The following is a 15,369-nucleotide window of genomic DNA, read 5'->3' as shown; positions in this document are numbered from 1 at the left end:
AAAATTATGAAACAATTACAAAAAAATGTTAAGGCCATTATTGCGATACTGATCTTGCTTGTGTCATTTAGCGGATGCGAAAATAACGATGATAATTTACCCGAAATTTTTGCAGGATTTACGCACACTATAAATGCAAGTACTGGAACGGTAACATTTATCAACACGTCAACAGAAGTTAGATATTACTTATGGACTTTTGGTGACGGAACGACTTCTACGGAAATTAATCCTATAAAAACTTATGCTAAAGGTACATACACAGTAACATTAAAAATTACAAATGTAGCAGGAGCAACTGATACGTATGAGGACACTATTGTAATCGATGGAACTACTACTGGTCCTGCATGTACTTCGGAGACGGTTGAATCCATGAGTGCGGCAAGCTTAAATGTGACCTTTAAAACTGACCAAACTTCAAAAGTTATTAGTGATGGTGCTGGTTTTCAATGGGTCGCTAATCCAAAAACTGATGCTGGTATCAATACTTCATGTTATGTTGGAAAGGTTACTAAGACAGGAACTAACCCGTGGGATAACGTTCAATTTAATTTAGATGCAAAATTAAATTTTAACTCTAATACAGGGTTAAAAATAAAAGTATTTTCAGCTGTACCTGGATTTAAACTTATAATAAAATTAGAGGACAAAGCAAATGCTGGAACCAATACAGAATTAGAAGTTGCAACCACTAAAACCAATGAATGGGAAGAGTTAAGTTTCCCTTTTGCAAGTTCTCAAACTGGTAAATATGATAAAATAGTATTAATTTTCGATTTGGCAACAAAAAATACTAATACGTATTATTTTGATGACCTTGCACTTTATGGAACTGGTGGTGGCGGTACTGCTGCATGTACGACAGAAACTGTCGAATCCATGAGTGCAGCAAGTTTAAACGTGACTTTTAAATCTGACCAAACTGCAAAAATTAAAAATGACGGAACTACTTTTGCTTATGAAACAAACCCAAAATCCGATACCGGTATCAATACTTCATGCAAAGTTGGAAAAGTAACCAATTTAGGTATTGCACCTTGGGATAATATCCAAATTGATTTAGATGCAAAATTAGATTTCACCACTCATTCTGGTTTGAAAATTAAAGTTTACTCTGCCAAAGCGGGAACTAAAGTGACTATAAAATTAGAAGAGATAGGAAATTCAGGGAATAGCACAGAGGTAGGGGTTGCAAGAACTAAAACAAATGAGTGGGAAGAACTATCAATTCCTTTTCCAAGTAGTGCAAGTGGTAAGTTTAATAAAATAGTTATTTTCTTTGATCTTGAAAATAAAGATTCTGACACTTATTATTTTGATGACCTTACATTTTATGGAACAGGTAGTGGTTCTGGCGGAGGAACAGGCGGAGGAACTCCAGCTACAGGGGATATTGCTGCTAATGGTGGTTTTGAAACAGGAGACTTTACTGGTTGGGCTGTTTATAAAAATGGTGGTGTTATTGAGGTCGATAACACACAAAGTAAAACGGGAACTTATTCGGCTAAATTATTTGCTAGTCCATCAGGATTAAACCCAACTCTTAAACAAGAAAGAAAAGGGGCAGGTGGAATTAAAGTAGGAGATAAGGTTAAAATTACCTTTGACTATTTGGGATCATTAACAGGTATAAGTGGTGCTTATTCTATACAATCTTTTGTAGAGGCTGCAAATGGGGTTAACCAAGTCGTAAATATTGCAGTTACCCCAACAGCTACATGGCAAACCTTTACTACAACTTACACGGTAGCTGCTGGCGATGTAAGTGGAGGTATTACATTAGAATTTGTAGCTATCTGTGGTGGTGTACAAGGCTGTAGTTCAACTCTTTACATAGATAATGTTTCGGTAATAATAAATCCATAGTTTTATAAACTGGCTAACGCCATTGGAATAGGCTTTTAGCCAGTTATTTTATTGATGATAAAAAAAAAGGTTAACATAATAATATTTTATATTAGTTAACCTTTTTTTTATCAATAGGAGGGCTGTCAATTGGTAGAAGAGGAACTTTGGTTAACTTTTGAAAAAAAAATCAAAATCAGTAATTCAAAATTAAAAGTAGTCGTAATAAAAATAATATAATGAATAAAAATATTCTTCAAATTTTATTTGCATTTTTTCTGGCAGCTCAATGTTGTTTTGGACAAGTTGATGTCGTTTATAAAGATTTGGTTTGGTCAGATGAATTTGATTCTAATGGAGCTTTAAATAGCACTAATTGGTTTCATCAAACTCAGTTGCCTGCTGGAGGTAATTGGTATAATAATGAACTACAACATTATACCAATTTAGAAAAAAACTCTTTTGTTGATGCGGGCTCGTTAAACATAGTGGCAATAAAAGAAAATTTCACGGATCAAGGAGTAACAAAAGGATATACTTCGGCAAGGTTAAACTCTAAATTTGCTTTTAAATATGGTCGCATAGATATTCGGGCAAAAGTACCTGTTGAATTAGGGACTTGGCCGGCATTATGGATGTTGGGCAAAAACATAAATGAAGATGGCGGTTATTTTGATGCGGCATATGGTACAAGTAATTGGCCGGCATGCGGAGAAATTGATATTATGGAACATGGAATAACGCGATCACATCCTATCAATTATATTCAAAGTGCCATGCACACGCCTTCTTCTTATGGAAATACAAAGGATATAGGTGGTATTGAGGCTCGCTCTAACATAGACAGTAATTATCATGTTTACTCAATGAATTGGTCACCAAATGAAATTTCATTTCTACTAGATGATGAAATTTACTATACCTACAACCCAGCGGTCAAAAATGCAAGCACCTGGCCATTTGACAAAGAACAATATCTCTTGTTGAATATTGCCATGGGAGGTGTAGCTGGGCCAATAGCATCTAATTTTACAAAAACTTCAATGGTAATTGATTATGTCAGAGTCTATCAAAACACGACCGTAGATACTCAAGCCCCAACAAATTTCACTGCCACAGTTGGAGCAATTACGGGAACTTCTGTTGAATTATTGTTAAATGCTAATGATAACTCAGGTACGGTGACTTATATTGTTGATTATGGGTCTGGTACAACTTCAACTTCATTCCCTTCTGGGGTACAAAAATCAATAATTATTCAGGGATTATCGCCTAATACAAACTATAGCTTTGATGTTTTAGCCAAAGATGCTTCAGGCAATGCTTATCTAAATAATCCAATTACTATAAAAGCTACAACTACGGAAAATACTACCACGGAATGTGCTGGAACTTCTTCGGAGGCATCGCAAAATGCATTCTCTGTTGGTTACAAGTATGCTTTTCAAACTACTGGTACAGATGTTAAAATCACTTTTGAATTATTAGATAAAGACAAAGTGGGAGTTGTTGCTTATTTATGGAAACAAACTCCTTTTTCAGAATCGCAAATGTCAAATGTCTCAGGAAATATTTTTACTAAAACTATTACTGGGCAAACTATTGGATCAACCATTAATTATGCTGTGAAATTTGCTTATGCAGGCGGATTGTCGGTTACTAAATACTTTTCTTATGTAGTAGGAAGCAATTGTACATTAGGAACACAAGTTCCACTTGAATTAACGCAATTTTTCTATCCGAATCCGGTAGAAAATAAATTGAACTTACAGCTATTAGATGATACAAACCATATCGTTTTGACAAATATTTTAGGACAGAAACTAGTTGAAGATACCGTAAAATCATCCCATTCATTAGATTTAAGTCCTTTTAAATCGGGAATCTACTTTTTAAAAGTAGAGAACTCACATGGGATACAAAATTTTAAAATTTTAAAGAAATAATTATTTGACTAAAATCAGTTACATTTTAAATCCTCAAGGGAATGATTCAGAAATAGTAAAGTGTCAATAAAACTAATGCCTTAAAGACTTTTCGTCTTCTGAAATTCTAAAAATTTACTGAAAATCGCGCAAACTAAAAATAGTGAATATCAGCTATTATGCTGATTAATAGTAATTTATCAATATTCAATGTCATTAAAAAAATTTGGATGATTCTGTTTTATTTCGGCAATTTGCAGCAATTATGACTAAATAAAAACAACTTACGAATGGACAAAAATTAACCATTAGAACAAAGAAGTCGAAGGTGCAAGTATCGACTTGAAAAAAGGGGGACAGCTCAATCAGTACAGTGGGATTCGTAATAAACTGATCAACTCCAAAAGATGGTCAGGCAGCTAAAAGACACAATGATTTTAAAAGGGATTGGTGGGTTTTATAGTCAACGGAAAAGGCATTACAGATGGAAAAGCATTGCGAAAAAATGCTGTTGATGGGCGAATAAACTACACCCAAAAGGTTAGATAATGTTATAATTATTTTCGATAATAATATCACTATATTGTATCGGGCTGAATCCTTTCAGATTTAGTCCGATTTTTTCATTATTGCAAAGTTTTATAGAACTATAGGCACTACATAATAATGTCATTTTTTGTATGGATATCCACTAATTTCATCAACTTTAATTTTTAAATCCAGATAATCGGTACACAGATTGTAAAGAATAAACTGATTAGCTTCGATTTTTAAACTTGAATGTATAGCAAGATTTAAATCTTTATAAATCAATAAAATTCATGCTTTCTAAGTCCCATTTTTAAGTTTTTTGAAAAGTATGCGTTTTGTGGAAGGTGGAATTAAATAAGATCAACTCATCCAGCGCTGACGCCAAAAATCAGAGAATATGTGCAAATTTAGATTAAACCTTTCTTCGAAAGAGGTCGCACCTTTACTCAATAACTCTGTCCGAAGCGTTGAGATAAAACGATATCGTTTGCGTAGAAAAATGGAATTACTGCGCTAACAGGGATTTGTTGAGTACCTTTTAGCTGTATAGTTTTGTATGAATTAGACACTTTGAACCATACATTACCACAACATTAACGTTATTGTTGTGATTTTTTAATTTTTTAGAGAAGCAGATTTTCTTAATTTCTTCTTAATTTTCAATCCTTTTTTCAGAATTGTAGATTTTATATGTAAATTTTTGCAGTGTATGTTTTTTGTTGAGGTTCTTTTTGATTTATTATTACTTCTTCCTACTAATTTTATCCTTCACAAAAAACACAAATTATGAAGTCAAACTATCTACTAATCCTTTTTCTCTTTCTATCCTCTATTGGCTATGCCCAAGGATATGATGTTGGAGGAGTCGTTAAAGAAGCAGGTTCTGGGTTACCGATACCAGGAGTAAATGTTCAAGTCAAAAATTCAACTATTGGAACCGCGTCGGATATGGATGGTCGTTTTTCTCTAAAAGGAGTTTCATCCGGTTCGACTTTAGTTTTTTCATATCTAGGCTTTAAAAGTTTAGAATATCAAGTAGTTTCCAGTAGTAATACTCTTTCTATTTCATTACAGGAAGATTCTAAAGTATTAGACGAAGTTGTAGTTATTGGATATGGTACTCAGAGAAAGCGAGAAGTAACAGGAGCAGTTTCTGTTGTGGACAGCAAAACTTTGGAAGCTTTAAAACCAGTAAAAATTGAACAAGCCCTACAAGGAACTGTTTCTGGGGTTAATGTTACGACTACTTCAGGTGCTCCGGGTGCTGCTTTGGATATTCGTATCAGGGGTATTGCAACTAATGGTGAAAATAGACCTACAACAATTATCGATGGATATATAGGAGAACTTGGATTATTGAATCCAAATGATGTTGAGTCTATCACCGTTTTGAAAGATGCTCAGGCGGCTATTTACGGAACTATCGGTGCTAATGGAATTATTCTTATCACGACAAAATCGGGTAAAAAGAATTCCAAATCACAAATTAGTTACAATACGTATACTGGTTTTCAGGAAACATCGAGAACATTACCAATGTTGAATGCTACGGAATATGCTTTATTATTGAATGAAAGCTATGCAAATGGCGGGAATCCAATTCCTTTTCCTAATGTTTCAGGTTTAGGTAAAGGTACAAACTGGCAAAATGAAGTTTTCAGTACTAGTGTTCCTATTATCAATCATGACATCTCATTTTCTGGTGGATCTGATAAAATTACCTACGCGGTGAGTGGTTCTCATTTGGATCAAGAAGGAATTATTGGAGAAAGTAAATCTGGATTTTTAAGAAATACAGCAAGAGTTTCTGTAGGGGCGGATGTTACCGATAAATTGAAACTGAAAACAAACGTAATCTATACTTATTTTAATAGAAAATCATTGAACGAAAGTGGTTTGGGTTCTGTTTTGTTCAATGCTTTGAATACGCCGTCAACGCTTGCACCTTACGATGCAAACGGTGATTTTACAAAAGTGCCAACAAATACAGGATTGGGAATAGAAATTATAAATCCATTAGCTCAAATGGCCAATACCTATAATGACTATAACTTCAAAAAAGTAAACGGTAATTTTGGATTGGATTACAAGGTTTTCAAAGATTTTACGATTTCTAGTTCTATTGGTTTCAATACGTCAAATAGCGAGTCCAAATCGTTTGCAAAGCAAATTTTGTATTGGATAAATCCTTCAGATAAAGTATTTGATGTTTTGAGAAGTTCAGTTTCCCAAAGTGCCATTAATGATAATGATTATTCATTTGATTTATTTGGAACTTACACGAAGAAAATTGCAGATGATCATAATGTAGTAGCTACAGTGGGAAATACTATTTTCAAACAATACGGAAATGGATTGTTTGCAACTGGATTTGATGTTCCGTACAATTCATGGGAATTTGCAGACATTTCATTGACCAGAGGAGTTTCTGAATTCGTACCTAACGGTTCCTACAATTATGACGAAAGAAGGCTTTCTTATTTTGCAAGAGGACAATACGATTACAAAGGGAAATATCTTTTTTCTGCGATGATTCGCCGTGATGCTTCGACAAAATTCGGACCTGGAAACAAAGTAGGTTATTTTCCATCCTTTACAGCAGGTTGGATAATTTCTGACGAAGGTTTTTTTGGAGAAGACAAATTTGTAAATTTCATGAAATTGAGAGGGAGTTATGGTACTTTAGGTAATGACCAAATTCCAAATAATGGTTATGTTTCCCAGTTAAACGGAGAAGCTACTTATGTTTTTGATGATGCTTTGGTGAATGGTTTAGCAACGGGACAAGTTCCAAATCCAAATTTAAAATGGGAGGAAGCCAGAAAATTTGATGTTGGATTAGACCTTAAGTTATTTGAAAATAAAGTTTCGATTGTTGCGGATTATTTTATTGATACGAGAGCCGACTTGTTAATCCCATTTATTCCAGTTTCCGGGATCAACGGAACTGCAGCCCCAGGCGCAGGTTCTCCAACGATAAATGCAGGAACGATTAGGAATTCAGGGTTAGAGTTTGCGATAGATTACAAAAACCAATTCTCAGAAAATTTTTCGATGAGTGCGGGATACAATGTGACGTTTCTTAAAAACAAAGTTTTAGCCGTTGACAATGGTATAGGATATATTGAAGGTGGTTCATTTGGCGTAGGCCAACAAGCACCTTCAAGAATGGAAGTGGGTAAGCCAATTGGTTATTTTTATGGATATCAAACAGACGGAATTTTTCAAAATCAAACAGAAGTTGATGCGCATCCTTCTCAATTAGCTTTAGGTGCTGAAGCCAATCCCGGAGATCTTCGTTTTGTTGATGTAAATGGAGATGGAATATTGGATGCTAATGACAGAACGAATATTGGAGATCCTATTCCAGCTGCAACAATGGGTTTCAATTTACAAATGAATTATAAAGACTTTGATTTTGCAGTTTATACTTTTGCTTCTGTAGGGAATGACATGGTTAGAAATTACGAAAGAAACCTTACGGATGTCAATCGTCTAAATTATGTTTTGGACAGATGGACTGGCGAAGGAAGTACTAATTCTACTCCAAGAGTGACCACAAGTGCTACGGGAAATTCTACTTTTTCGAGCTATTTTGTTGAAGATGCTTCTTATTTAAGAATACAAAATATGCAATTGGGATATTCAGTAAATTCTAAATATTCTGAAAAGGCAGGCATCACAAAACTACGATTGTATGCGGGTGTAAATAATCTGTACACATTTACAAAATACAAAGGTTTTGATCCGGGCGCTTCTAATGGAGCTCCAATTGGCGGCGGAATTGACTATGGTTTTTATCCAATCCCAAGAACCTATTTGTTAGGTTTAAACATTAATTTTTAATTCATATTAAAATGAAAAAGTATCTATTTATTACCCTTATAACGATAACAATATTTTCAACTGTAACTATTTCTTGTACTGATGATTTTGTTGACCGACCTATCGAATATTCGATTGATTCTGAGAATTATTTTAATTCAAAATCAGATTATGACAATGCGCTAATTGCAGCATATGATTTGCTACAAACCACGTATCTAAATGCATTATTGGGCGAAATTGCCTCAGATAATACTTTGGCCGGAGGCGAAAGCCAGTCGGATACTCCAGGTTTTCAGCAAATTGATGATATGATTCACACGCCTGTGAACAGTAATCTAAAAAACTTGTGGGACTGGATGTTCGCAGGAGTTCAAAGAACCAATTACATTTTAGAATTCAAAGACAAAACAGATTTTGAAGGTAAAAATCAAGTGATTGGTGAAGCTCGTTTTCTTAGAGCCTATTATCACTTTGAATTAGTAAAATGGTTTGGTGGAATCCCATTGAAAGGGGATGCAAGATTCAGCTCTGGTGACGATAAAATAATTCCGCGTTCATCCGTTTCAGAAGTATATGCTTCGATTGAAGCTGATTTAATTTTTGCTTCTGAAAATTTGTCTGCAACAGCAGCACAAAAAGGAAGAGCAACTAAAGGCGCTGCTTTGGCATTATTGGGAAAAGCATATTTGTACCAAAATAAATACCCGCAAGCAGCATCAACCCTTGAAAGTCTAATTACGACTTCTTCCTATTCATTGGTTTCGGATTACAATAGTATTTTTGAAAATGCTGGAGAAAATGGCCCAGAATCAGTTTTCGAAGTGCAGTACACGGATGTGGAAGGTGCAGGTTTTGGTTGTCTCCAATGTAGTGAAGGAAATGTAGCGGTTGGTTTTAGTGGACCAAGAAATTATTCAGGCGATTTATTTACGTCAGGTTTTAGTTTTAATGTTCCAACTCAGAAAGTTGTAAACGCATTTGAAGCAGGAGACAGCAGAGAAGCAGTGGCGATATTGGATATCGAAGCTTGGGCAGCAGCTACAGGTGCCACTTTTGGAAAAGGATACGAACACACCGGTTTTTTCAACAGAAAATATATTCCAAGAAAAAGAAGAGCCGATGCACAAGGAGATTTAAATCTTACAAATCCAAATAATTACAGAGCCATTCGTTATGCAGATGTGCTATTAATGGCCGCGGAGGCTTACAATCGCGGCGGAATAGACGATGCTAAAGCAAGAGGTTATCTAAACCAGGTTAGAAGACGCGCTTTTGGTGATTTGAATCATGATATTTCTTCTTCTGGACCAGCTTTGACTGACTTTATTTTGGCAGAAAGAAGAGTGGAATTAGTAGGCGAAGGACACCGTTTTTTCGATTTAGTAAGAACAGGTAAAGCAGCGCAGGAAATTACTGGGTTTACTATCAACAAAAATGAATTGTTTCCAATCCCTATCGAGGAAATTCAATTCGCAAATGGAAATTGGCAACAAAATCCTGGATACTAAAAACTAATATTATTTAAATATGAAAAACTTAAAATTAATACTAAGTCTTTTTGCTCTAACTATCTTTTTGGGATGTTCAGACGAAAATAATGATGTGGATCTGGATGGAGTTAACGCTCCTTCCAATGTATCTGCACTGACTACAATTACGCAGGATAATTCAGGAAATGTTACTTTTCTGCCACGTGGGGAAGGGGTCACCCAATTTGAAATTTATTTTGGTGACGCAACTACAACGCCTGCTTTTGTAAATCCGGGCGGAACAGTTACCCATAAATATTCAGAAGGTAAATTTCAGGCAAAAATTGTAGCAACAACCATCAATGGTAAAAGAACTGAAACTATTCAAGAAGTTACCGTTTCTTTTTTAGCACCAACAAGTTTTGAACCTACGATTACTATTGGTAGTAATCTGTCGATTAAAGTAACTGCTAAAGCGGAATTAGAGACGTTCTTTCAAGTGTATTTCGGCGATGTCGCTAATGAAGTTCCTGTGGATTTCATGGAAGGTGAAGAGATCATACATACGTATGCAAATCCGGGAACCTATCAGGTCAGAGTGGTTGCATTAAGCGGCGGAGTTGCAAAAACAGAGAAAACGCAAGCTATTACTGTAACTAATTTATTTGCCGCACCAGTTCCTACAATCCCGGCTGCGAACGTGATTTCTATGTTTAGTGATAGTTATACAAATGTAGCTGTTGATACTTGGAGAACTTCTTGGTCACAGGCAAATTTGGAAGATATTGATATTAGTGGTAACAAAACTAAAAAATACAGTGCTTTAAATTTTGTTGGTATCGAAGCGACTACCACACCGATTAATGCCTCTGCAATGACCTTTTTTCATGTGGATATTTGGTCAGCAGATTTGACAGAATTTAAAGTGAAATTAGTCGATTTTGGAGCTAATGGAGCTTTTGGCGGTGGAGATGATAAAGAACATGAAATCACGATTTCAAATCCTGATAAGGAAAAATGGGTAAGTTTAGATCTTCCTTTGAGTGACTTCACCGGACTGACCACTCGTTCTCATATTGCTCAAATAATCTTTGTTGGTGCACCTTCTGGAAATACGACGGTTTATGTGGATAACGTTTTCTTTTACAATCAAGCAGGTTCAATTACAGCGGCACCAACACCAAATGTAGCACCTTCCAAAGTGATTTCTATGTTCAGTGATGCTTATACCAATGTAGCTGTAGACACTTGGAGAACTTCATGGTCAGATGCTACGCTTACAGATTTAAGTATTAATGGAAATGCGACAAAAAAATACAGTGCATTGAATTTTGTGGGTATCGAAGCGACTACCACTCCTATAAATGCTACCGCAATGACCCATTTTCACACTGATGTTTGGTCATCAGATTTTACAGAATTCAAAATAAAATTAGTCGATTTTGGAGCTAATGGAACTTTTGGAGGAGGAGATGATGTTGAGCATGAAATCACTATTCCGTCGCCGGCTAAAGGATCTTGGGTAAGTCTGGATATTCCTTTGAGTTCTTTTACAGGATTAACAACGCGAGCACACATTGCACAGCTAATTTATGTGGGTGCACCTGCTGGAAATAACACCGTTTATGTTGATAATGTTTATTTTCATAATTAATAAAAAATAGATAAAATCAATACATTACGAATTTAAAATGAGTTTGTATAAAACGAGTATCACAACTAGATTTTTTAAAAAAGAGTAAAAATGAAAAAAATAATAATAAACATAGTATCCGTTTTTGTCCTTCTTTTGATGGTTAATTGTCAGGAGGATAATTTGGGTTTTGGAGCATTAGACACGCCAACAAATCTTCAGGTGACGGCAGAAATAGTAGGTAAATCAGCAGCGTTTCCAAACGGGGATGGTTCTGGAAAAGTTTTATTTACCAGTACGGCAGAAAATGCAATTTCGTATAAGTACATTTTTAGTGATGGGACTTCAAAGAATTCCCCAAGCGGAGTATTCGAAAATACATTTGCAAAACCAGGAGTAAATACTTATACAGTGACTGTTATCGCTTCTGGAGCGGGAGGAGTTGCCACTAACGTTACGATTGAAGTAACTGTTTTTAGTAATTTTAAAGATGAGCAGGCCGTACAATTATTAACCGGTGGTGCTGCCAGAAAATGGTATTGGGCACAAACTGAAGAAGGGCATTTGGGCGTTGGTCCAAACGTAGCGTGGTCTGATCCTACTTTTGGGACAAAAAATTATTACCCTGATTTCTACGCTGCTAAAGCAAATGAAAAATCAGCTACTTGTTTGTACAATAGCGTAATGACTTTTTCTTTAGTAGGAGATCAAATGAAATTTGAATTGGATAACAAAGGACAGACCTACTACAATGGCGCCTTTAAAGGCGGCGGCGATGATGCTTGTTATGACTTAAATACCAGTGGCCCAAAAACAGTGACTTTGAGCAAGTCAGAATCTTTTGTGACCATGAATCCAGATAGTGCTACTCAAACAAGGGGAACTATGATAAATATTGCAGATGGTGGTTTTATGGGGTATTTTGTCGGAACCAGTTCCTATGAGATTCTTTCAATCACCGACAATCGTATGGTGGTACGAGTGATTCAGTCCGGAAATCCATTCTTGGCATGGTATCATACTTTTACAACAGCTGCTCCTGGATCAGCTGTAACTCCTACACCAACGGTTGATTATACTGTTTTGAAATTTGCTGACGAATTTAATGTCGACGGTGCTCCAGATGCTGCAAAATGGGGATATGACCTAGGCGCTGGCGGTTGGGGAAATGGAGAAGCCCAAACCTACACTAGTGCTGCTGATAACGTGATTGTACAAGGTGGAAATCTTAAAATCACTGCAAAAAAATCAGGTACAGGCTACACTTCTGCAAGATTAAAAACAGAAGATAAGTATGAATTTACCTATGGTAAAATTGAGGTAAGAGCGAAACTGCCAATTGGTGGAGGAACTTGGCCTGCAATTTGGTCTTTAGGACAAGATTACAAAACAAACGAGTGGCCTAAATGTGGTGAAATTGATTTTATGGAGCACAGAGGAAATGATCAAAATGTTATACACGGTTCCTTACATTATCCGGGTAATTTTGGTGGCAACCCAAACACTGCAACAACTACAATAGCAAATGCTTCTACTGAGTTTCATATTTACAAAACAATTTGGAGTCCGACTTTGATTCAGTTTTACGTAGATGATAAATTATTTCATTCGTTTGCTAATAGCTCTTCGGTACCTTTCAATAGTGATTTTTTCTTGATATTGAATGTGGCAATGGGAGGAACTTTTGGAGGAACAATTGATCCTAATTTTGCACAATCATCCATGGAAATTGATTACGTTCGAATTTACCAATAAAACATAAAACATGTAATGAATATGTAAAGGTCGGTTATTTTCCGGCCTTTTAATTGTTAAAAAAAGGACAAAAATGAAAAATAAATTCCTGTTGGCATCATTTGCTATAGCAACGCTAATAATTGCAAGTTGCAGCAATAAAATTTTAAAACTGCCTGTTGCTTCCTCCAAAGAAAATATTTTTGATACGAAAGTTGATTCAGTTCTGCAATTGATGACTTTGGATGAAAAAGTGGGGCAGCTGAATCAGTATAACGGTTTTTGGGATATTACCGGTCCAACTCCCAAGGAAGGTCAGGCCGCCAAAAAATATGAAGATCTTAAGAAAGGCTTGGTAGGTTCAATGTTAAATGTAAAAGGGGTAAAAGACGTAAAAGCATTGCAAAAAATAGCAGTGGAACAAACAAGATTAGGTATTCCGTTGCTTTTTGGATTTGATGTTATACACGGTTATAAAACAATCAGTCCAATTCCACTCGCAGAAGCAGCAAGTTGGGATTTGGAAGCAATAAAAAAATCGGCTGCAATGGCGGCAGAAGAAGCAGCTGCCGTAGGATTGAACTGGACTTTTGCTCCTATGATTGATATTTCCAGAGATGCCCGTTGGGGACGTGTTATGGAAGGAGCCGGCGAAGATTCATTTTTAGGAAGTAAAATTGCCGTAGCTCGTGTACAAGGTTTTCAAGGCGAAGATTTAGCCGCTACAAATACTATTTTGGCGTGTGCCAAACACTTTGCAGGTTATGGTTTTGCGGAAGCTGGAAGGGATTACAATACCGTTGATGTAAGCGAAAATGTATTGCAAAATACCATTTTTCCTCCTTTCAAAGCAGTCGTTGATGCAGGTGTAAGAACATTTATGAACTCTTTCAATGAATTGAATGGCATTCCAGCAACAGGAAATGCATATTTGCAAAGAGAAGTATTAAAAAGAGACTGGAACTTTGATGGCTTCGTAGTTTCGGATTGGGGTTCGATCAATGAAATGATTCCGCATGGCTATGCTAAAGACAGCAAACATGCTGCTGAAATTGCCATCAATGCAGGTTCAGACATGGATATGGAATCTAGTGCGTATGTGGAACATTTGGTGGCATTAGTAAAGGAAGGCAAAGTCAAAGAAAGTATTATCGACAATGCGGCAAGAAGGATTTTGAAAGTAAAGTTTGAATTGGGTTTGTTTGACGATCCATACAAATATTGTGATGAAAATAGAGAACTGGCAACCGTTGGAAAACTGGAATTTCAAGAAGAAGTTTTGGATATGGCAAAGAAATCGATTGTGCTTTTGAAAAATGAAAAGGAATTATTGCCTCTTAAAAAATCAGGACAGAAAATTGCCTTAATTGGTGCATTGGCAAATGATAAAACAAGTCCGTTGGGAAGTTGGAGAATCGCTGCTGACGATAATTCGGCTGTTTCAGTCTTAGAAGGTTTGCAGAAGTATTCTGGGAATCAGCTCACTTATACAAAAGGAGCTGAAGTAACCGAGGGAAGAACCCAATTCATTTGGGAAACTAAAATCAATACGACGGACAAGAGTGGATTTGCAGAAGCAATTGCCGTTGCAAAACAAGCTGACGTGGTAGTTATGGTTTTGGGAGAACACGGTTTGCAATCGGGTGAGGGAAGAAGTAGAACTGATATTGGTTTGCCGGGCGTGCAACAGGAATTATTGGAAGCAATTTACAAAGTCAATCCGAATGTGGTTTTGGTTTTAAATAATGGTCGTCCATTAGCAATTCCTTGGGCAGATGAAAACATTCCTGCAATTGTTGAAGGTTGGCATTTAGGAACGCAAAGTGGAAACGCTATTGCGCAGGTTTTGTATGGTGATTATAATCCAAGTGGGAAATTACCAATGACTTTTCCCAGAAATGTAGGTCAGGTTCCTATTTATTACAATTATAAAAACACTGGTAGACCTGTGATGAATGAGCCTGAAAGTGTATTTTGGTCTCATTATATCGACGAAGAGAACACGCCTTTATATCCTTTTGGTCACGGTCTGAGTTATTCTAAATTTGAATACTCAAATTTACAGTTGTCCTCCAATGCATTCGCTAAAAATGGTAAAATTGAAGTTTCTGTAAACATCAAAAATATTGGAAAAGTTGCAGGAAAAGAGGTTGTTCAGTTGTACATCAGAGATTTAATTGGCAGCGTCACACGTCCAGTAAAAGAGCTGAAAGGATTTGAAATGATCGAATTACAGCCTAATGAAACCAAAAAAGTAGTATTTACAATAGACGAAAAAACAATTGAATATTTTACGGCCAATAGAAAGTGGGAAGCAGAAACTGGAGACTTTAAAGTATTCCTCGGAGGTAGTTCAGTAACAAAATTGGAAGGCGATTTTCAATATTCTAATTAAAAATTC

General features: G+C 36.0%; 7 protein-coding genes. All 7 read left to right on the top strand.

Annotated elements, in window-relative coordinates; all coding sequences use genetic code 11:
- The first annotated feature begins 6 nt into the window (after positions 1-6).
- The 7 genes from E0F89_RS11860 to bglX all read left to right on the top strand — a co-directional run bounded on the left by E0F89_RS11860 (position 7) and on the right by bglX (position 15,363).
- On the top strand, positions 7-1,869 hold the full coding sequence (locus E0F89_RS11860) for a carbohydrate binding domain-containing protein (RefSeq protein WP_131909989.1): 1,863 nt from the start codon (positions 7-9) through the stop codon (positions 1,867-1,869).
- 218 nt (positions 1,870-2,087) lie between these two features.
- The gene (locus tag E0F89_RS11855; protein WP_131909988.1) at positions 2,088-3,794 is read left to right on the top strand and encodes a family 16 glycosylhydrolase; all 1,707 of its coding nucleotides are present in this window, start codon (positions 2,088-2,090) and stop codon (positions 3,792-3,794) included.
- A gap of 1,296 nt (positions 3,795-5,090) precedes the next feature.
- Complete coding sequence (locus E0F89_RS11850; RefSeq protein ID WP_131909987.1) at positions 5,091-8,150, top strand: SusC/RagA family TonB-linked outer membrane protein; 3,060 nt, start codon at positions 5,091-5,093, stop codon at positions 8,148-8,150.
- Between the two features lie 11 nt (positions 8,151-8,161).
- Positions 8,162-9,640 carry a RagB/SusD family nutrient uptake outer membrane protein gene (locus E0F89_RS11845; RefSeq protein ID WP_131909986.1) on the top strand — a complete coding sequence of 493 codons (1,479 nt, stop codon included), beginning with the start codon at positions 8,162-8,164 and terminating at the stop codon, positions 9,638-9,640.
- Positions 9,641-9,659: 19 nt separating this feature from the next.
- On the top strand, positions 9,660-11,255 hold the full coding sequence (locus E0F89_RS11840; protein WP_131909985.1) for a hypothetical protein: 1,596 nt from the start codon (positions 9,660-9,662) through the stop codon (positions 11,253-11,255).
- A 90-nt stretch (positions 11,256-11,345) separates the two neighbouring features.
- Entirely contained in the window at positions 11,346-12,989 is a 1,644-nt protein-coding gene (locus E0F89_RS11835) for a family 16 glycosylhydrolase (protein ID WP_131909984.1), read from the top strand.
- Positions 12,990-13,062: 73 nt separating this feature from the next.
- Complete coding sequence (gene bglX / locus E0F89_RS11830; RefSeq protein WP_131909983.1) at positions 13,063-15,363, top strand: beta-glucosidase BglX; 2,301 nt, start codon at positions 13,063-13,065, stop codon at positions 15,361-15,363.
- Positions 15,364-15,369: the final 6 nt, after the last annotated feature.

Source organism: Flavobacterium caseinilyticum (genome assembly GCF_004349085.1).
In the GTDB taxonomy this organism is placed as follows: Bacteria; Bacteroidota; Bacteroidia; order Flavobacteriales; family Flavobacteriaceae; genus Flavobacterium; species Flavobacterium caseinilyticum.
Note: the sequence above shows the minus strand (reverse complement) of the source record. Positions and strands in the feature narration are given on the sequence as shown.